Source organism: Thiothrix lacustris DSM 21227, assembly GCF_000621325.1.
Classification (GTDB): domain Bacteria; phylum Pseudomonadota; class Gammaproteobacteria; order Thiotrichales; family Thiotrichaceae; genus Thiothrix; species Thiothrix lacustris.
Genome location: NZ_JHYQ01000025.1, coordinates 47,818 through 66,910, shown reverse-complemented (window position 1 = coordinate 66,910; position 19,093 = coordinate 47,818). Strand labels below are relative to the sequence as shown.

Annotated in this window: 21 protein-coding genes; 14 read left to right on the top strand and 7 right to left on the bottom strand. The window is 52.5% G+C overall.

What is annotated here, in order from left to right; all coding sequences use genetic code 11:
• The first annotated feature begins 96 nt into the window (after positions 1–96).
• The 3 genes from Q394_RS0112920 (at position 97) to Q394_RS0112910 (ending at position 1,949) form a co-directional block, all read left to right on the top strand.
• Positions 97–423, top strand: coding sequence for a hypothetical protein (locus Q394_RS0112920; RefSeq protein ID WP_169735898.1), 327 nt, complete (start codon positions 97–99; stop codon positions 421–423).
• A gap of 117 nt (positions 424–540) precedes the next feature.
• Positions 541–1,638: a glycosyltransferase gene (locus Q394_RS0112915; protein WP_038141506.1), complete on the top strand. Its 1,098-nt coding sequence runs from the start codon at positions 541–543 to the stop codon at positions 1,636–1,638.
• Between the two features lie 14 nt (positions 1,639–1,652).
• Positions 1,653–1,949 carry a DUF2288 domain-containing protein gene (locus tag Q394_RS0112910; protein WP_028489642.1) on the top strand — a complete coding sequence of 99 codons (297 nt, stop codon included), beginning with the start codon at positions 1,653–1,655 and terminating at the stop codon, positions 1,947–1,949.
• 58 nt (positions 1,950–2,007) lie between these two features.
• On the opposite strand, the gene Q394_RS0112905 is transcribed toward Q394_RS0112910, so the two are convergent.
• The 7 genes from Q394_RS0112905 to pip form a co-directional block, all read right to left on the bottom strand.
• Positions 2,008–2,754, bottom strand: a complete 747-nt coding sequence (locus tag Q394_RS0112905) for a rhodanese-like domain-containing protein (protein ID WP_028489641.1) — start codon at positions 2,752–2,754, stop codon at positions 2,008–2,010.
• Between the two features lie 25 nt (positions 2,755–2,779).
• Positions 2,780–3,469, bottom strand: coding sequence for an acyltransferase (locus Q394_RS0112900; RefSeq protein ID WP_028489640.1), 690 nt, complete (start codon positions 3,467–3,469; stop codon positions 2,780–2,782).
• A gap of 20 nt (positions 3,470–3,489) precedes the next feature.
• A complete protein-coding gene (locus tag Q394_RS0112895; protein WP_028489639.1) occupies positions 3,490–4,671 on the bottom strand; it encodes an SDR family oxidoreductase in 1,182 nt (393 codons plus the stop codon).
• A 37-nt stretch (positions 4,672–4,708) separates the two neighbouring features.
• Positions 4,709–5,002 (bottom strand): acyl carrier protein, encoded by a 294-nt coding sequence (locus Q394_RS20300; RefSeq protein WP_038141505.1) that lies wholly within the window; start codon positions 5,000–5,002, stop codon positions 4,709–4,711.
• A 6-nt stretch (positions 5,003–5,008) separates the two neighbouring features.
• Complete coding sequence (locus tag Q394_RS0112885) at positions 5,009–6,688, bottom strand: HAD-IIIC family phosphatase (RefSeq protein WP_156946868.1); 1,680 nt, start codon at positions 6,686–6,688, stop codon at positions 5,009–5,011.
• Between the two features lie 125 nt (positions 6,689–6,813).
• Entirely contained in the window at positions 6,814–7,251 is a 438-nt protein-coding gene (dtd, locus tag Q394_RS0112880) for a D-aminoacyl-tRNA deacylase (protein WP_028489637.1), read from the bottom strand.
• Positions 7,248–8,204, bottom strand: a complete 957-nt coding sequence (gene pip / locus Q394_RS0112875; RefSeq protein ID WP_028489636.1) for a prolyl aminopeptidase — start codon at positions 8,202–8,204, stop codon at positions 7,248–7,250. The genes dtd and pip overlap by 4 nt, the downstream gene beginning before the upstream one ends.
• Before the next feature lie 71 nt (positions 8,205–8,275).
• On the opposite strand from pip, the gene Q394_RS0112870 reads away from it, so the two are divergent.
• The 11 genes from Q394_RS0112870 (at position 8,276) to Q394_RS0112820 (ending at position 19,067) form a co-directional block, all read left to right on the top strand.
• A complete protein-coding gene (locus Q394_RS0112870; protein WP_028489635.1) occupies positions 8,276–8,893 on the top strand; it encodes a DsbA family protein in 618 nt (205 codons plus the stop codon).
• A gap of 14 nt (positions 8,894–8,907) precedes the next feature.
• Entirely contained in the window at positions 8,908–9,366 is a 459-nt protein-coding gene (locus tag Q394_RS0112865) for a GNAT family N-acetyltransferase (RefSeq protein WP_038141503.1), read from the top strand.
• Between the two features lie 67 nt (positions 9,367–9,433).
• On the top strand, positions 9,434–9,829 hold the full coding sequence (locus tag Q394_RS20295) for a MerR family transcriptional regulator (RefSeq protein WP_038141501.1): 396 nt from the start codon (positions 9,434–9,436) through the stop codon (positions 9,827–9,829).
• An 11-nt stretch (positions 9,830–9,840) separates the two neighbouring features.
• The gene (locus Q394_RS0112855; protein WP_028489633.1) at positions 9,841–10,968 is read left to right on the top strand and encodes a thiolase family protein; all 1,128 of its coding nucleotides are present in this window, start codon (positions 9,841–9,843) and stop codon (positions 10,966–10,968) included.
• The gene (locus tag Q394_RS0112850) at positions 10,965–13,289 is read left to right on the top strand and encodes a 3-hydroxyacyl-CoA dehydrogenase/enoyl-CoA hydratase family protein (protein WP_028489632.1); all 2,325 of its coding nucleotides are present in this window, start codon (positions 10,965–10,967) and stop codon (positions 13,287–13,289) included. Before Q394_RS0112855 ends, Q394_RS0112850 begins: the two co-directional genes overlap by 4 nt.
• Positions 13,290–13,299: 10 nt before the next feature.
• Positions 13,300–14,967: an AMP-binding protein gene (locus tag Q394_RS0112845; RefSeq protein ID WP_028489631.1), complete on the top strand. Its 1,668-nt coding sequence runs from the start codon at positions 13,300–13,302 to the stop codon at positions 14,965–14,967.
• Positions 14,968–15,074: 107 nt separating this feature from the next.
• A complete protein-coding gene (locus Q394_RS0112840; RefSeq protein WP_028489630.1) occupies positions 15,075–15,734 on the top strand; it encodes an NBR1-Ig-like domain-containing protein in 660 nt (219 codons plus the stop codon).
• Entirely contained in the window at positions 15,731–15,976 is a 246-nt protein-coding gene (locus tag Q394_RS0112835) for a hypothetical protein (protein WP_028489629.1), read from the top strand. The genes Q394_RS0112840 and Q394_RS0112835 overlap by 4 nt, the downstream gene beginning before the upstream one ends.
• A gap of 207 nt (positions 15,977–16,183) precedes the next feature.
• Positions 16,184–17,470: a hypothetical protein gene (locus tag Q394_RS0112830; protein ID WP_028489628.1), complete on the top strand. Its 1,287-nt coding sequence runs from the start codon at positions 16,184–16,186 to the stop codon at positions 17,468–17,470.
• Positions 17,471–17,599: 129 nt separating this feature from the next.
• Positions 17,600–18,247, top strand: coding sequence for a hypothetical protein (locus Q394_RS0112825; protein ID WP_028489627.1), 648 nt, complete (start codon positions 17,600–17,602; stop codon positions 18,245–18,247).
• A 79-nt stretch (positions 18,248–18,326) separates the two neighbouring features.
• On the top strand, positions 18,327–19,067 hold the full coding sequence (locus tag Q394_RS0112820; RefSeq protein ID WP_028489626.1) for a PP-loop family protein: 741 nt from the start codon (positions 18,327–18,329) through the stop codon (positions 19,065–19,067).
• Positions 19,068–19,093 lie beyond the last annotated feature (26 nt).

The window sequence follows — 19,093 nt, the reverse complement described above, 5'->3', positions numbered from 1 at the left end:
GCAACTGGTGCAACTGGTGCAACTGGTGCAACTGGTGCAACTGGTGCAACTGGTGCAACTGGTGCAACTGGTGCAACTGGTGCAACTGGCGGTACAATGCCTGTAATGATCACTCCAGGGATGCATACTGGTAAAACCACGGATGGCTGCAATTCTGATGTGAAACTCACATGGAATGGTGGCACTACAGCAACACTGTGGACATCTAAAGGTGACATGACATTGACTGGTGTTCAAAAGCAAGCTGACGGTACACTGACTGCCACTGGCGGTTCCGGTACTTACAACGGCTGGTATGGCAACTTTGCAGACAATGACGGCGACGGCAAAGTCTTCAAGTTGAGCACCCAAGGCGCTGACGGCAAGTTCACCTTTGAAGCCGACCTGAAGAAAGGCATGGATCTAACCGGTAAGGTTTCCTAAGCCTAACGTTATCTACGGATAACAAGTGGTGGTTCTTCTAAGAGATCACCACTTTTCACCTAACAGAAAAGCCCGCCCTAGGTGGGCTTTTCTTTGACAATAGGAGGATTCCAAATAATGAATGCAAGAAAACCAAGCATCTGCCTAAGCATGATTGTCAAAAATGAAAGTGAAATCATTACCCGCTGTCTAGACAGTATTAAAGATCTTATAGATTACTGGGTAATCAGCGATACCGGCTCAACAGACGGCACACAACAAATCATCACTGACTACTTCAAACAGCACAATATTCCCGGATTACTCATCGAAAATGAATGGAAGAATTTTGCTCACAATCGCAATCTAGCACTCGAACAGGCCTTAGGCCGTGACGGCTATATCCTAATCATGGATGCGGATGACTACTTATCAAAATCTGAGGAATTTCGTTTTCACAAACTGACTGCTGACAGCTACGGCCTAAAAATGCAACGTAACGGCATCGAGTATTACAACGAAAGACTCATTCGTGCCAGCTTACCTTGGAAATGGCATGGTGTCCTACACGAATACCTAAGCACCCCAACAACCTATAGCCGTACAAATCTATCCGGGGATTACGTCATACAATCCACGACAGAAGGTGCGCGCAGCCAAAATCCAAACAAATATAAAAACGATATTAAGGTACTCGAAGAAGCACTTCGTGAAGAACCTGATAATACCCGCTACCAATTTTATCTCGCTCAAAGCTACCGAGATGACCATAACTTTGAACAAGCTAGCTTACAATACCAAAAGCGGGCTGACATGGGAGGCTGGCCGGAAGAAGTCTATTACTCCCTATTAGAAGTCGCTAAAAACCGTTACTTGTTAGGGCACGATCACCTAGACGTTATCAACGCCTTTCTCATTGCCCACACCTATCGTCCGCAACGTCTCGAAGCACTTCATGAGGCGATCAAAATATGTCGAATCAACGGGCATTATCACCTAGGTTTACAGTTAGGCTGGCCAGCTAAAGACACATCCTTACCAAATGACATCTTATTTGTAGAAAAATCCATTTACGAATGGCGATTTACTGACGAACTTTCTATCTGTGCTGCATATACCAACAAACATAAAGAAGCTGCTAAAATGATGAAACGTCTCTTAAACTCCCCCAAAACACCTGCTGAAGAAAAATCACGGCTAGAAGCCAATCTTCGATTTGCCCAAAGCCTAACATAAGGAATAGATTAACAATGGAAGAACTACTGCCCCTACGTGACCGCTTAAATTTGGAAACAGCCCGCATTACTTGGCTTGAATTGGAACGGTATTTCGCGGGTGGCAGGGTCATACAAGTTGCCCCGGAACTGGATTTGATCGACGTTGCAGCCTGCATCGCCGAAGACGAGGCCGCACGACTAAAAAACTGGCTGGATAGCCAACAGGTAGGCCAGCTAAATGACGATACCGCCCTACAATGGGCAGCCCAACAACCCGATAACCTGTGGGCAGTCGTGGTTGCACCGTGGGTATTGGTACAGGAACGTTAATCGCGCACACAAAAAAGGCCAGATCAACTGGCCTTTCCTGCATACTCCAACAATGGCATTACTTCTTTTCTTCTGCCTTGACAGCCGCTGGTTTAGCCGTTGTCAGACCGAGAATTTCCCAATCTTGCATCCCGCCACGGTACCACTTGATCTTGTCAGCCGGGTAGCCGAACTTCAGCAGTGTCTTGATGTTGGTCGGTGACTGACCACACCACATACCGTTACAGAACATGACCAGTGTTTTTGCACCGGAATAATCAAACACCTTGCTAACGGCATCGCCACCTGTCGTAACAGCTTCGTCAACCGACATGGCATCAGCACCATCCGCCAGTTTGACGCCGAACTCCTCGGTCAGCACTTTGATGATGCCATCAGTGGTTGCACCCCGGTCGGGAGCTAAGCTTTCCCACGAAATATTCACTGCACTGGGAATGGTACCTTTTTCCACCCAGTCAGCGGTACGGGAGTCGATCACCAGAATGCTGTTATCACCACCATTCATTTTTTCCAGATAATCCAGCATACCCAGTTCGGCAATGGTATCAACACCCTCAGCGACCTTATCCGGTTGGATACAGAATGGCGGGCAAGGGCGCGAAGTCTTCGCAAAATCTTCCGACACGACCGCCTTGTTATCTTGATTACGCTTGATTTCAACATCAGCACCACCATGCTTGACGGTAATGCTCATTTTTTCGGCGGTAATGCCAACAGGTTTCGCTTCATCAGCCGCAAAAGCGGCGCTAGAAATGCTCAAACCAGCAGCTAATACTGCAATATTCATCAATCGGGTAACATTCATAACAATCCTCCAGTTCTCAAACTATTTATTCTGCTTTGACGGCTTCAGCCTCCGCCACAGGGAAACGCTCTTTAACCTTACGAGCAGGATTCCCGGAAACAAAACTATTTTCTTTAATAGGGCTCATCACAATGGAATAAGGTGCCACAAAACATTCGTTTTCGATGGTCACCGCAGGCAAAATCACTGCACCCAGACCGATCCCAACGTTATTACCAATCACAATCGGTGCGGACAGTTGCGCCAATTCCCCACCCCAACTATAACAAACGCGACGATCAGGCTTCCCAGAATCCGTCGGCAAATTAGTCAGTGAGTAAATTTTTGCACCAGAACCCGTGCCACAATCATTACCGATCTGGACACCACCATGCGCCTGAATCAAGGAATACGGGGTAATGTGGACATTATTGCCGATATGCAATTCACCGATGTCGTGCTGATAATTCGGGTTAGTCAGCACTTTTGCGCCCTCTTCCAACGGAACTTTACCGGCCATCAAGATGCAATAACGGTCAATCCACACATCATCGCCCAAGTAAATATCACGCGAACCTTGAATAATAACGCCTTCATCAATAATGACGTTTTTACCGCAACCACCCAAGCGGCGGCTGTAATACATGTAGCGTAATGAACGCCCGACTGAACCGCCCAAATTGCGGATGAGACTTCTAAGTACGTTATCAAAAAACAGTACGATGGACTTAAACATGAGAAATCCTTTACTAAAAATCAGGACATAACCTGTCCGCCGTTAACGCGGATAGTTTCGCCCGTCAGGTAATCTGATTGGCGCGAAGCGAGGAAGGTAACGACTCCGGCAATATCATCCGGTTTAGCCAAACGGCGTAACGGCACACGTGCAGCAGCCATCAAGCGAATACGCTCAGGCACTTCTGACATTTGCGCGGTATCAGTCATGCCGGGGGCAACCATATTCACGCGGATACCACTGGAAGCCAATTCAATCGCCAACGCATGGCTAAAACCTTCCAAAGCGGCTTTCGCGGTAATAAACGGCAACTGATTCCCCATCGGGGTATCCAACATTTGCGCACTGATATGGATGATTTTACCGTAACCCACCGCTTCCATTTGTGGCGTGACATGACGCACCAAATGGAAAGCCCCTTGCAATGCCGTTTGCAAATGCGCGTCAAAATCTTTCCACAACACATCCGTCCAGCGGATAGGTGCCATGGAAGCTGTCGTGCAATTCACCAGCACCGTAATATTACCCAAGTGACGCTTGACGTGATGCACCATATTGGCAACAGCGGCCTCGTCACGAATATCCGCACTCACGATTACCGTTTTTTGCCCTGCCGTTTCGACTTCACGCGCAATGGCAGCAGCTTTATCCATTTGGGTAAAGCCATGTACGGCCACATCAAACCCGGCGGCTGCAAGGCTACGGCATACCGCACTGCCCATGCCACCTGAGCCACCCACCACCAAAGCAACCGGGCGCGGTGGTTCTGGCTCAATCGACACATCCTCTTCAAACTCCACCACTTTGACCTTGGCGATACCCGTGGTCACTTTCTGGCGGTTCTGATTGAAAATATCGGTTTGCAGTTCAATAACCTGAGTACGATCCGCCTTGCTCAGCACTTCGGCACGTACCAACAAGGTGTCACCGACCCTAACGGGCAGCAAAAACTCAAGGCTCTGGGAGAACCACAGCGCCCCGTCACCCGGCAAACGTGTCCCAATAATGGTCGAGATGAATGACACCCCTAACATGCCATGCGCCACCGGCTTCTTGAAGCTGGTGCGAGCTGCATAATCAGCATCCACGTGCAGGCGGTTATCATCGCCGCTCAACTCAACAAAGCGTTCCAAATCTTTTTCGGTGACGACGTGTTCCAGTTCGGCCACTTGCCCAACCAGTATTTCATCAAAACGAGCCATGCTTGCCCCTTAGGTAATTCATACAGTGCACTGGGTTTTAATAATAACTAAATAAGTCATCGTCAGGGTTAGGGGCTGAAGAATCCTCGTTACATTTACACACGGTCAATGCCACGATGTCAGCCGCCGTATCCAATTGCGCGAATTCTTCTTCGGTATAACGGATACCAAACTCCTCTTCCAGCATCAACAGGATTTCGACCTGCTTGAGGGAATCCCAGTCGCGGCGGCCATTCATTGTCAGCCATGCCTCTTCACCACTGGGTAAAGGCTTGCCCAATACAGCAACAATAGCTGCCTGTAAGGTAGCCTTAACTTTATCTGCATCCATATTTTGTTATTCCTCGGTTAATTTGACGCTTTGTACAGGCGTAAACTGTTCAAGTTTGTGTTTCGGGATACCGTTCAGCCCTTCTTGAACGGCATCAGGTGCCATTTCTAGATGCTCGGCCAACCATGCAATGGCTGGCTGGTTACGTGGGCCATGCTGGACACGGAAAGCAACCTGCTGACAGGTCTGGAATTGTGGCATCTGGCGGATAGTCCATAACACCAACGTGTCTTCCAATTGACGCCCTAATGCGCGGCAACTGATGCACAGTTCCTCAATAACCAGCAAATCACCGTGACGTTCGGCAACCATGACAGCGATAATACCACTATCTGACAGGCGGTCTTTCAATTGCACGCAAGCGACACAAGAATTATCACTCTGGTGACGCTCGGTGATTTCCGACAGGCTAAATCGCCGCATCGCCAGATTAAACTGATTAGTCTTTTTGCACAAATCAGCCAGACGCGACAAATATTCCTGTGGGGAATGATTGAAGGTCAACGACACTTGCAGGTTACGTAAATATTCTTCCGGGTCAGTCACTTCAGTGAGCAAGGACTCACGCAAGGCATTCGCCTTCATGTCCTGATTACGCTTCACATCATCGGCGGTGACTTTCCAGCGCCACAAACCGGGGTAATATTCCATCGCCCGCTGGGTCAGCTCGGCATTGTCGTGGGCATGAATCGCGTGAACGGTAGGCAACTGACTGGTCACCGCCACCAACTCACCGAGATTATCATCCACGAACAGCACCGCATCCGGGGCAATCCGCAAAGCTTGCGCCACCCGGGCAATCGCACTGGCTTTGTCGCCCCATGACACTTCTGTTGCCGCAAAATCATCCCATTTAAGCGGGAAATCATCACGTTTGGCAAACAGTTCCTCCACGTCGACCCGCTCATTGCGTGATACCAGCGCCAGAAAGATACCTTTCTGCTGCAAAGCTTTAATGGAGGCTTGCAAAGCAATGTGCTGTGGGGTCAGTTCCACACCCTGAACCCCATCTTCACCCAGAATCCCTTTGTGCAAGGTATTATCCAGATCTAGCGCCAAGGCTTTAATCGGCGGGGAAATTGCTGCCGGAAGCCAATGGCAAGCCAGCTTGCGTGCCAATACTGCCTGGGCAGCATTGCTGACTGGCGAACCGGTCGCAACTGCAATCCGCATATCCAGCAATTCAACCCCGGCTTCACGGCAAACACTGCCTATATCAGCGAAGTAAATGTCCGGCAAGGTATCAACCAATGCCTGCATCTGCTGGCGCTGCTCGGGATTTTGCAACCAAGTGGCCACAATAATCGGCGCGGTCGATGTCGAACGCAGTACACCCAAACGGGTCAGCAGCCATTCGCTCCACGACGCAAAATCCGTATTTTCCAGATAGCGGCTGCTATCTAACCATAATAGTTCAATATCAGCCGGGGCGTGCCCAGCAAACATCAGGGAATCATCGTAATCCCCAAAATTGAAGGCCACTTGCCAACGCCCAAACGCAAAATACGGGTTCGCCAAACTAACGATAGACTCCAGCGCATGGTTGCGCCAAACATTTACCGTGACCGCCCGATAGTGGTCTTCACCAAAGTTCAGTTGTTGTAATGACAAACGGGTGGGCCGTGCTGCAAACAACACCGGCTGCCCTTCCATCCGTTTGATAGTAGAAGACATTTCAGAAGACATTACATGCCGCTCCAGACAATTTCCATAAAGCATTGACACTTTTTAACATACATCCGTATACCTTACCTGATTGTCAGGATGTAGCAACAGGATGACCCGATCAACTGTAATAATAGCAGCCCCTATCACACCTGCAACCAGAATGTTACTGGTCCGTCGTTTGTCAAGGAGACCTGCATATCGGCGGAGAATACCCCAGTTTGCACGCTCTCAAGCTGCAATCTCGCCTTATCTGTAAAATATTCAAATAGATAGCGTCCCTGATCCGGCGGAGCGGCGGGGGTAAAACTCGGGCGCATCCCCTTGCGAGTATCCGCAGGCAAGGTAAATTGCGGCACAATCAACAAACCGCCCGCCACTTCCCGTAACGACAAATTCATCTTGCCCTGCGCATCGGGGAAAATACGGTAGCCCAGCACTCGCTCCAGCAAACGCTCAGCCGTTGCAGGCGTATCAGCCTTTTCCACCCCCAACAACAGCGCAATACCCCGCCCAATCTCAGCAACGGTCACGCCCTCAATATCCACCTGTGCGCGGGAAACGCGCTGGATCAGCCCAATCATTCCAGATGTTCCACCAAAGCATCAGTAGCCTGCACCAAGGCTTGCTGGATGCCCGCCTCACTCGCCGCATGACCGCTGTCAGGAATAATGTGGAAATCCGCATTCGGCCACACCTCATGCAAAGCCACGGCCTGTTCCAGTGGGCAAATCATGTCGTAACGCCCGTGGATAATGCTGCCCGGCAAATGCGCAATCCGCGCCGCATTTTTCAAAAGCTGGTCAGGCGCCAAAAAGCCCTTATTGATGAAATAGTGCGCCTCAATACGCGCCACACTCATCGCCGTGTACGGGTCAGTAAAATGCGACAGCACCGCTTCCTTTTGTTGCAAATTAGCGCAACGTGCTTCCCACGTTGACCAGGCTTTCGCCGCCTGCATCCGCGCAATCTCGTTTTCACCAATCAAGCGCTGGTAATACGCCTTCACCATATCGCCGCGCTCTGCTTCGGGAATCGGCGCAAGGTAATCCTGCCAGTAATCAGGGTAAATCCGCTCAATGCCCTGCCCCAACTGGTAAAACCAATCAATATCCTGCTGGCGGCACAGAAAAATACCGCGCAAAATCATCCCAGCAACCCTTTCTGGATGGGTTTCCGCATACGCCAGTGCCAGCGTCGAACCCCACGACCCCCCAAACAACACCCACTGATCAATGCCTAGATGTTCGCGGATCAGCTCCATATCCGCCACCAAATCCCACGTCGTATTACGCTCTAACGAGGCATGAGGCCGCGAACGCCCACAACCGCGCTGGTCAAACAAGATAATGCGGTAACGGTTAGGGTCAAAAAATTGCCGATGCCACGGCTCACACCCCGAACCGGGGCCGCCATGCAGAAACACTACGGGCAAGCCATCCGGCACGCCGCACTCTTCCACATAAAGCTCATGTACATCATCGACGCGCAGATAGAAATTTCCATTGTCACGAATGGGTGGGTAAAGTGCACTCACGCATGGTTCTCCCTAAAAACATTATTCTTGGAAAAATAGTATAAAGGAAAATTGCCCAGCAGGTTTGTAGTATGTCACCCGAAACCATCCTCTATTACGTTCACGACCCCATGTGCAGTTGGTGTTATGCCTTCCGCCCGATGTGGATGCAAATCCAGCAGCAATTGCCTGCCACTATCCGCGTGCAATACGTGCTCGGCGGACTTGCACCTGATTCTGACCAGTCAATGCCGCCGGAAACCCGCGCCTATGTGCAAAGCCAATGGCACAAAATCATCCAGAGTGTTCCCGGCACGGTGTTCAACTTCGCTTTTTGGGAACAATGCCAACCGCGCCGCTCTACTTACCCGGCTTGCCGTGCAGTGCTGTTGGCACGTAAACAGGGGCAGGATGGCGAAATCGCCATGATCCACGCAATTCAGGATGCTTACTACCGGCACGCACAGAATCCGTCCAACACCGACACCTTGTGCGCACTGGCGCAGCAAATTGGGTTGGATGTGGCGGCTTTCGCCCGTAACCTGAATGCGGAAACCACCCAACAAGCATTGCTGGCAGAGATGGCGCTGGCGCGGAGAATTGGCGGGAACAGTTTTCCGTCGCTGTTTTTGCAACGGGATGGGAAGATTCGGCGAGTTGCGCATGATTACACGAATGCCGGGCGGGTCTTGGCAGAAATTAAACGTTGATAGCGGATACTCAAATGAACAACATCAACTTCCACTGGAGCCGACTGGAAACCCTTTCCAGCCTCGAACTCCACGCCATCACACTCGCCCGCCAAACCGTCTTCATCGCCGAGCAACACATCTGCTGCCCAGATGCTGACGAACACGACACCCATTCCTGGCACCTGACTGCTCTGCATGATGGCAAAGTCGCCGCTTACCTGCGCATCATCGACCCCGGCGAAAAGTACCCCGAACCCGCCATCGGCAGAGTCCTGACCACCCAAGCCTACCGCCGCACTGGACTCGGCACGCGCATCATGCAAGTCGCCATCGACACCATCGCCGACATCTACCCCGGCCAGTCCATCCGCATCAGCGCCCAAGCCTACCTTCAGTCCTTTTACGAAAACCTCGGCTTCACCATCATCGGCGACGAATACCTCGAAGAAGGCATCCCCCACATCCAAATGCTGCGTCCATCTGCCCGTTAACACCACAAAACGTCAGGCATTTGACGTTAACGTTAAGCAGTTCTAGTATTCATCCAAAGGAGTGATTATGGAGCAGAAACTGTGGAGCATCTCCGAACTGGCAGATGAATGTGGCGTCACCACCCGCACGATCCGGTTTTACGAAGACAAAGGGCTACTCCAGCCCCAGCGGGTCGGTGCAAACCGCGTCTACAACTATCAGGACAAAGCGCGGTTGATTCTCATCCTGCGCGGCAAACGCCTCGGCTTTTCGCTGGAAGACATCGGCGAATTTCTCGCCCTCTACCACGCCGAATGCGACCCCGCCCACGCCAGCCAGTTGCGCTACCTATTGGACAAGGTACAAGCAAAGGTCAAGGTGCTACGCCAGCAACAGGAAGATCTGGCGCAAACCTTGCAAGAGCTAACCCGCATCGAAACCGAGTGCCTATCGCATCTGCCCGACTCCGAAATGCCCACCTAAGGAGGAGTCTTATGAAAAACGTCGTCATTGCCGGGTACACCCGCACCCCGTTTACCCTCGCCCACAAGGGCGCGTTTACCAAAGTCCGCCCCGACGATCTGGCGACTGCCGCCGTCCTCGGCCTGCTGGCGAAAACCGGCGTCGATGGCACTGAAATCGAAGACCTGATCCTCGGTTGCGCTTTCCCCGAAGGCGAGCAAGGTTTCAACATGGCACGGCTGATCGTGCTAATGGCAGGCTTGCCGCAAGCCGTCGGCGGCGTCACCGTCAACCGCTTCTGCGGCTCCTCGATGCAAGCCATCCACCAAGCCGCCGGAGCTATCCAGATGAACGCCGGAAACACCTTCATCTGCGCCGGGGTCGAATCCATGACCCGCATCCCCATGACTGGCTTCAACCCTTCACCCAATCCGCACCTCTACGAAAAACTGCCCGCCGCCTACATCGGCATGGGACAAACCGCCGAAATCGTAGCGAAACAATACGCCATTTCCCGTGAAGAACAGGAAGCCTTCGCCGTCACCAGCCAACAAAAAGCTGCTGCCGCCCAAGCTGCTGGCAAACTTGCCGCCGAAATTATCCCCGTCGCCAAGGTCACGCAAGACGGCTGCCTGCGCCCCGACACCTCGCTGGAAGGGCTGGCGGGCTTACGACTGGCCTTCGACGAACACGGCACTGTCACCGCCGGAACCGCCTCCCCGCTCACCGACGGCGCATCCGCCACGCTAGTATGCAGCGAAGACTTCGCCAACGCCCACGGCTTACCCATCCTCGCCCGCATTCGCAGCATCGCCATTTCCGGCTGCGCCCCAGAAACCATGGGGCTGGGGCCAATCCTTTCCACCCAGAAAGCCCTGCAACGCGCCGGGCTGAGCGTCGCCGACCTCGACATTATCGAACTTAACGAAGCCTTTGCCTCGCAATCCATCGCCTGCATCCGCGACCTCGGCCTCGACATGGCGAAAATCAACCTCGACGGTGGAGCCATCGCTCTCGGCCACCCCCTCGGCGCAACCGGCGCACGCATCACCGGCAAAGCCGCTGCCCTGCTCAAACGTGAAGGCAAACAGTTCGCCCTAGCCACCCAATGCATCGGCGGCGGGCAAGGCATCGCCACCATTCTGGAGGCTGTGTCATGAACATCCACAAAGTTGCCGTGATTGGCGCAGGTGTGATGGGCGCAGGCATCGCCGCCCACATCGCCAACGCTGGAATCCCCGTCCTGCTGCTCGACATCGTGCCGGAAGGCGCAAGCGACCGCAGCCAAATTGCCAACACCGCCCTCGCCAAACTGCTCAAGGCCGACCCCGCGCCGTTCATGCACAAAAAGAACGCCCGCCTCGTCACCCCCGGCAATATCGAAGACGACTTGCCGCAACTCGCCGACTGCGACTGGATCATCGAAGCCATCGTCGAACGCCTCGCCATCAAGCAAGACTTGTACCGCAAGCTGGCAGCCGTGCGTAAAGCCGACGCGATCATATCCTCCAACACCTCCTCCATCCCGCTGCACGAACTGGTGGCAGGCTTGCCGGACGATTTCGCCGCGCACTTCATGATCACCCATTTCTTCAACCCGCCGCGCTACATGCGCCTGCTGGAAATCGTCACCAGCGAGCAAACCGATCAGGACGCGGTAGAAAAAATCAGCCAATTCTGCGATTTCAAACTCGGCAAAGGCGTCGTACCGTGCAAGGACACCCCCGGATTCATCGCCAACCGCATCGGCATTTTCTGGATACAAACCGCGATTCAGGAAGCCATTGACATGGGGCTAACGGTGGAAGAAGCCGATGCTGTGGTTGGCAGGCCGATGGGCATACCCAAAACCGGCGTGTTCGGCCTTTCCGATCTGGTGGGCATCGACCTGATGCCGCACTTGATGCGCAGCATGAACCGCAGTTTGCCAACCGATGATCCCTTACGCGAAAAAGCCACGATTCCACCATTGATCCAGAATATGATCGACACCGGCTACACCGGGCGCAAAGGCAAGGGCGGTTTCTACCGCCTCAACCGCGACGGCGGGCAAAAGAGCAAAGAATCCATCGACCTGCAAACCGGCGAATACAACCCTTCCCAACCCGCCAAACTCGACAGCGTGAAAGCCACCCGCGATGGCGGTTTACAAGCGCTCATTGCCCACCCCGACAAGGGCGGGCAATATGCGTGGCGGGTGCTGTCGCAAACCTTGCGCTACGCCGCCGCACTCGTGCCGGAAATTGCCGACGATATTTGCGCCGTCAACACCGCCATGAAACTGGGTTACAACTGGAAATTTGGACCATTTGAACTGATTGATCAATTGGGCGCGGATGATTTCGCACAACGACTAGAAGCGGATGGGCAGGATGTTCCACCGTTGCTGACAATGGCGCGGGAACATGGTTTCTATCGCCATAACGAAAACGAAACCCTCTACCTGCAACCCGACGGCTCTTACCTACCGCTCCAACGCCCCCCCGGCGTCCTGCTCCTCGCCGACCTCAAACGCCACGCCGAACCGCTGCTAGAAAACGACGCAGCCAGCTTGTGGGACATCGGCGATGGCGTCGCCTGCCTCGAATTCCACAGCAAAATGAATTCCCTCGACCCGCTGATTCTGGAAATGATCGAGGAAACGGTCGAACTCATCCCCCACCACCACAAAGCGCTGGTCATCTACAACGAAGGCAGCAACTTCTCCGCAGGTGCCAACCTCGGCCTGCTCATGTTCGCCGCCAAACTCGGCGGTTGGGATGAAGTCGACAAGATGGTGAGTGGCGGTCAACAAGCCTACAAAACCCTCAAATACGCCCCCTTCCCGGTCATCGGCGCACCGTTTGGCATGGCACTGGGTGGCGGCTGTGAAATCCTGCTGCATTGCGACGCCCTGCAAGCCCATGCCGAAACCTACGTCGGGCTGGTCGAAACCGGCGTCGGCCTGATTCCCGGCTGGGGTGGCTGCAAGGAAATGCTGCACCGCTGGAGTACCAACCCCAGAATGCCGCGTGGCCCTTTACCACCCGTGCTGAAATGCTTTGAAATCATCAGCGTCGCCACCGTCGCCAAATCCGCCTTTGAAGCCAAAGACTACCTGTTCCTGCGCCACACCGACGGCATCACCATGAACCGCGACCGCCTGCTGGCGGATGCCAAAGCCCGCGCTCTGTCGATGGTCGAAGGCTACCAGCCACCCGAGCCACCCGTATTCCACCTGCCCGGCGCAACTGCCCGCGTAGCCATGGAAATGGCGGTCAACGACTTCCGCACCCAAGGCAAAGCCACGCCTTACGATGCCGTCGTCGCGCAAGCACTGGCAAGCGTCCTCAGCGGCGGCGACACGGACATGACCGATACCCTGAGCGAAGACGACCTGCTGGCGCTGGAATACGCGCAATTCACCCAACTGGTGCGCAAACCGGAAACACTGGCGCGAGTCGGCCACATGTTGGAAACTGGCAAGCCATTGAGAAATTAAGGAGGAGGAGATGGACAAACTATGGTTACAAAGTTACCCAAAACACGTCCCGGCAGAGATTGACACCCATCAATACCATTCACTCGTCGACCTGTTCCAGCGCAGTGTAAAACAGTACGGCTCGCTTCCTGCCTTCAGCAATATGGGCAAGGTGCTGACCTATAACGACGTGGATGAACTCACCCGCCAGTTTGCCGCCTACCTGATCCACGGGGCGGGGCTGAAGCCGGGCGAGCGCATCGCCTTGATGATGCCCAACCTGTTGCAATACCCGATTGCCCTGTTCGGCGCATTACGGGCAGGGCTGGTTGTCGTCAACACCAACCCGCTGTATACCGACCGCGAACTCGAACATCAGTTGAAAGATTCCGGTGCAACGGCCATCGTCATCACAGCTAACTTCGCTCACACACTGCAAGACGTGCTGGATAAAGTTCCGATTAAAACCATCATCACCACTGAAATTGGCGACCTGTTTGGCTTTCCCAAGTCGCTGCTGGTGAATCTGGTCGTCAAATACGTAAAAAAGATGGTGCCTGCCTTCAAGTTGCCAACTGCCATCAAATTTAATCAAGCACTGACGCTAGGCAAGCAATACGCCACACGCTTTCAGGATGCCGAGCCGGGGCATGAAGACATCGCTTTCCTGCAATACACCGGCGGCACGACCGGCATTGCCAAAGGCGCGGCACTGACTCACCGCAATATCATCGCCAACATGCTGCAAGCAGAAGCGTGGACAACGGCTGATTTGGTCGCTGGTAAAGAAATTGTCATCACCGCTCTCCCCCTTTACCACGTGTTTGCACTGACCGCGAACGCCATGTTTGCCCTGAAGATGGGGGCGAAAAACGTGCTGATCACCAATCCTCGCGACCTGCCCGCATTTATCAAGGATCTGGCGCACGAACCGTTTACCTTTATCACCGGGGTCAACACGCTGTACAACGCATTGCTGAACCACCCTGATATTGGCAAAGTAGACTTTTCCCGCCTGAAAATTTCCCTCGGCGGCGGCATGGCGGTACAAAAATCCGTGGCAGAACGCTGGAAGGCGCTCACAGGCGTAACCTTGCTGGAAGCCTATGGCCTGACCGAAACGTCCCCTGCTGTAGCCATCAACCCGGTTGATTTACACGATTACAACGGCATGATCGGGCTACCCGTCCCCTCCACTGAGGTTTCCATCCGCGATGTTGATGGCAACGAACTGGACATCGGCGCAGCAGGCGAATTGTGGGTACGTGGCCCGCAAGTCATGCAAGGTTACTGGCAGCGCCCCGATGAAACCGCCAATGTTATGGTGGAGGACGGCTGGTTACGCACCGGCGATGTGGCGGTAATCAACGAACTAGGCTTCATCAAACTGGTGGATCGCCTCAAAGACATGGTGCTGGTTTCTGGCTTCAATGTGTACCCAAATGAAGTGGAAGATGTACTCGCCAGCCACCCCAAAGTGCTAGAAGCAGGCGTGATTGGCGCACCAGATGAGCACTCCGGCGAAATCGTCAAAGCTTTTGTGGTAAAAAAAGATGAAAGCCTGACACTGGAGGAATTACGTGCTTATTGCCGCTACGAACTTTCCGCTTATAAATGTCCAAAACAAATTGTGTTTGTAACATCATTGCCGAAGAGCAATGTTGGTAAAATTTTACGCAAAGAATTAAGGGATTTATAACCAAAATGTACTGACAGTCATTCTCAAATTATCCCAAATGCCTTATACAATAGCGTACTATAGATGTGCTAAATTGTAACAGAGGGTATCATGGGGAGAGAGATAGCATGTCAGCATTGGATTTAGCTAACTATATGAAAGAAAGGCTGCAAACCTTAGACATGACATTGGTTACAGCAGCTAAACATTCTGGTATTTCCCGACAGACATGGCACAAACTGTTATGTGCCGATATTACGGAGGCACGCCTTTCCACGTTGATAAAAGTTGCAGATACACTAGAAACCCATCCGCTCAGTATGCTGCGCTTTTATTTTCATGGTAATGCTCTGCCCAGCCACCAGAGTAAAATGGGGGGCACTAAAGCCTTTGCCAGTGGATTTATTGCCGATATTACCTACCCCGATAACAGCATTGTCCAAATCGGCCAAACCTTCGAAAAAGTCTGGGAGGTCGCCAATCTGGGTTCACAGCCGTGGTTGAACTGGCGGTTGCAATGCGTGGACGAACACCTTAGCGTCCAAGCACTCCATGGCTCGGAGCAGTATCAGGGGAAAAAACTTCAATACGGCTTACAACCGTTGGAAAACAGCATTCCCATCCCCACCACGGAACCGGGCGAAAAAGCACGCCTGCATGTGATATTCCGCGCACCGGATCACCCCTGTACCACCATTTCGCACTGGAAAAGCGTCAACGAAACCGGCGAAATCCTATTTCCTGACTTAACCGGGCTGTACTGTATGGTCAAAGTGGTCTCCCTGTGAAACACAACACTTACACACGCCCATTGCTCTGCATCAGCGCCGGGCTTTGTGTTAGCGGCTACAGCGAAGCTGCCGACAATCGGGATGAAACGCGCAAGGACACGTTGATCGTCAACGTGCGCCCTAGCCACAAGCCACTCCAAGGGGTACAACATGAAATCGGCGTGCGCAGCAATGGAAGCTGGACTATCGTGCAGGGGCGCAAGCGGGCGGTGACGTTGGGGGTTGAGTTCGGGTTTTGAGCTTTTCTCAAGTCGCGTCCCCCAATAGCCTTGCCTGCAAAAAATTTGATGAAAATCATAAAAAATTTCACGAATGTAAACCACTATTTACATATTTTTTGTTAACCTCGTGTGAATTTGCTTATTAACCGAATAGGTTCGTGGGCAAATTGGGCTTACGGCGCTGCTATTCGCCGTTGTTACACCACACTATGGGGAATATTCATCATGACTCAAGTCAAATCACGTTTTGCAACTATTGCCTCCACTACCCTGCTGGCTTCCAGCCTTGTGCTGCTGACCGCTTGCGGCGGCGGTAGCTCCGGTACTGCTGCTACCACTACGCCCGACACGACTGGCGGCACAACTATCGCTGACACCAGCGTCAAAACCGGCGTATTCATTGACGCTCCGGTCAAGGGCTTGACCTACAAAACCGCCACCCAAAGCGGCGTGACCAACGACAAGGGCGAATTCAACTACATCACGGGCGAAACCGTCACCTTCAGCCTCGACGGCGTAGAACTCGGTTCTGGCAAGGCGCAAGCCAAACTGCCCGTCACCCTCATTTCCCCAGGAGATACTACTTATCTCGCCCAGTTATTACAAACGATGGATACTGATGCCAACTCAGACCTGATTGATGTTTCCAAAGTCAAGTTGGATACCACCACCAAAAACGGCTTGAAAGCACTGATTGCCCATGAAGGTGGTTGCGACACCATCACCATCAAGTGCATCGAAACCATTCTGGATAGTGCTACTCTGACGAAGATACAGGCTGATAGTCAGGTTGCCTTGGTCAATCAGACTGTTGTTACTGAAGCAGATGCTGCCAAACATGTCTACCAATCAGTCGGCTCGACTCCTTGGCAAAGCAGTGAAGTATCAGGCCAAACGTTTGCCACCCTTGAAAAATCGGGCTACATAGAAGTTGCCACTCTGAAAACCGATGGCACTTTCTCCATATACAGCTACGATAGCAGCGACCAGTCCGTTGAAAACAAGAGCGGAACTTGGCAATTGAATAACGGGGAGCTTCTGGCCACTTTCACAATAGGCGACCATGGGCAATATAACCTCCGCAAACTCAGCCAAGATGACAACGGTATTGATTTCTGGCCTGAAAACACCACTGATGGCGGTAGTAGTAGTTTCGTGACGTGGAATTACACCAAACCACTCACACTGGCAGCACTGGATGGCAAACACCTTAATTTCGACATGACAGGCAATGATTACTGCACTGCGATGACAATTTCCTTCAGTGGCTCAACAGCCATAGTCCGGGACAAGTGCAACGGCCAATATGAAGAAGGGACCGGCACGCTGGAAGCAGTAACAGGTGTTCAGAATATTGTTAAAATTAGCTCAGGCACTCAAGCGATGCTGCTTACTATGACGAGCGGCGACGTTAACAAAGGCAAGATGCTTCGCATCAATATCGATGGCAGTACGTTAGAAGAAATAGACGCCAGCGACTTCACTGCTGTTAGCGCACCGCTACAACCGTAAATCTTCTTGAGTCTTGGGGGTGCACTCGCACCCTCCTTCTTTCTTTTTTTTGATTTTATTGCACTTTTTGCAATTTGGGCTAACCAGCCCAAGGGCTGGTTTATTGATAATAATGTTGGAGATATTTTTATGAAAGCATCATACATCGCCATGATTGGCTTAACCCTGCTCGCTAATAATGCTTTTGCGGGTGGTTCCACTGGTATGGGTGTCGGGGCTAAAGTCGGGACGCTGGGTTTGGGCATTGAAGGCATCAAGCCCGTCGCCCCGAACCTTGACCTGCGCTTAGGACTAAATAAGTTCAGCTATGACACTGACGAAACACTGGATAACACCGACTACAAAGCCAAGCTGGACATGCAGACCGTTGCTGCGCTGGCTGACTGGCGCCCTGCCGGGAATGGTTTCTTTGTCAGCGGTGGTGCAATGCTGAACAACAACAAATTGGATGCCACTGCCACTGTCAGCGCTGCCGACCCTGTTACTATTGGTAACGCCACCATCAACAGCGGCACGGTCACCTCCGGTATCAGTTTTGACGACGTATCGCCTTATCTGGGTGTTGGCTACCGTAAACCATTCAGTGGCACCAGAGGCTGGACATTTGCCGCTGATGCCGGAGTTCTGCTCCAAGGCGACCCTAAAATCACCCTGACGGAATCTACGGGCACGGTCGCACAAAGCGATATTGACGCTGAAATCGCCAAGGTCAACGATGATGTGGATGCACTGAAAAACATACCCGTAATTTCACTCGGGGCTGTTTATAACTTCTAACTCTCATGGGTAGGCAATTTTATTGCCTGCCCACTTCCCCGCTATAGCTTATTCCCCAACAATCGTTTATGTTTCTGGAATGAATCAATTCGTCAAGCCCCCCAAATCCCTGCTGAGTAAAGTCGGCAAAGCCATCGGTGAATACAAGCTGATCCGCGAAGGCGACCGCATCCTGCTCGGCCTTTCCGGCGGTAAGGATTCATTGGCGCTGCTGCACCTGCTCAACCATTTCCAGCGCCATGCGCCGATCCGTTTCGAGTTTGCGGCGGTCACCATCGACCCGCAAGCCGATACTTTCGACCCATCGCCCATGATTCCTTACATGGAAAGCCTTGGCATTCCCTACCACTACGTGCGCGAACCGATCGTGAAACTGGCGGAAACGCACATGGACAACGATTCCTACTGCGCCTTCTGCTCGCGCATGAAACGTGGCTTGATGTACCGCACCGCCCGCGAACACGGTTACAACGTGCTGGCATTGGCACAACATTTAGACGATTTGGCAGAAAGTTTCCTGATGTCGGCCTTCCACGGTGGCAAATTGAAAACCATGAAGGCACACTACCGGATAGACGCCGGGGATTTACGCGTGATTCGCCCGCTGGTGATGGCGCGTGAACGCCAGACCGCTGATTTCGCCAAAGCTGCTGAATTGCCTGTAATTATCGAAAACTGCCCGATGTGTTTTGACATGCCAACCCAGCGCCAACACATGAAGGAATTACTCGCCAGCGAGGAGCAAAAAAACCCGACAATGTTCAAAAGTTTATTAACAGCGATGCAGCCATTGATTCGTGATGGCATAGAAAAAACCTAAAGTGTCGACAATCTTGGTTTTTTCCA